Here is a 730-nt window from a genome sequence, read left to right as displayed (position 1 = left end):
AGATTCAAGTGACAGTCGATCAGTTCTGTGGTCGGTACCTTCAAAAGAAAATTATCGCGGTATCAGAAGAGCTAGCGCATAAACTTCAAGTTGATTACCCAAAGCAGCACATTACGGTAATTGAAAATGGCGTAGACCTCGAGGCGCTCAAAGACGTAAAAGCAGATGCTCCTTTTTTGCTTCATGAGCCCAAGGTAAAGGTAAAGCATGTCGGCATTGTCGGACGGCTAGTGCCAGTAAAGCGTGTTGATATTTTCTTGGATATGGCGAGCGAGCTAGTAAACTCAGAATCGACAGATCAAGTGTTAAAGTTCCATGTTATTGGCGATGGGCCGCTGCGGTTACAGCTAGAAAAGAGGGCGGAGCAACTAGGCTTATCCGATGCGGTTACCTTTCATGGGCATATTAAAAACGTCGCCTCTTATATTAAAAGCTTGGATGTGCTCGTCATGTGTTCCGACCACGAGGGCTTACCGATGACATTGCTTGAGTCTATGGCTCTAGGTACACCAATCGTTAGTCATAACGCAGGAGCCGTGACTGAAAGCTTTGAGCAAGGCGAGGGGGGCGTTCTATCAGAGGAGCATGAAGCCTCGTCTTATGCCTCAGCCTTATATAAACTACTCACTAGTGACTCAAAGGTTTTGCCCGCAAAACCAAACAGTGCTTTGGATAACGCCCAAGCAATTATTGCTCTATATCGCGAGATCTCTCTATGAAGGCTCAAGAC

1 protein-coding gene is annotated in these 730 nt (G+C 46.3%); it reads left to right on the top strand.

The features are described from left to right. On the top strand, window positions 1-719 hold a 719-nt coding region (locus A3751_RS02290), incomplete at its 5' end, for a glycosyltransferase (RefSeq protein WP_197466118.1). Between the last annotated feature and the right edge of the window lie 11 nt (window positions 720-730).

It is taken from the genome of Oleiphilus sp. HI0080 (genome assembly GCF_001635135.1).
Note: the sequence above shows the minus strand (reverse complement) of the source record. Positions and strands in the feature narration are given on the sequence as shown.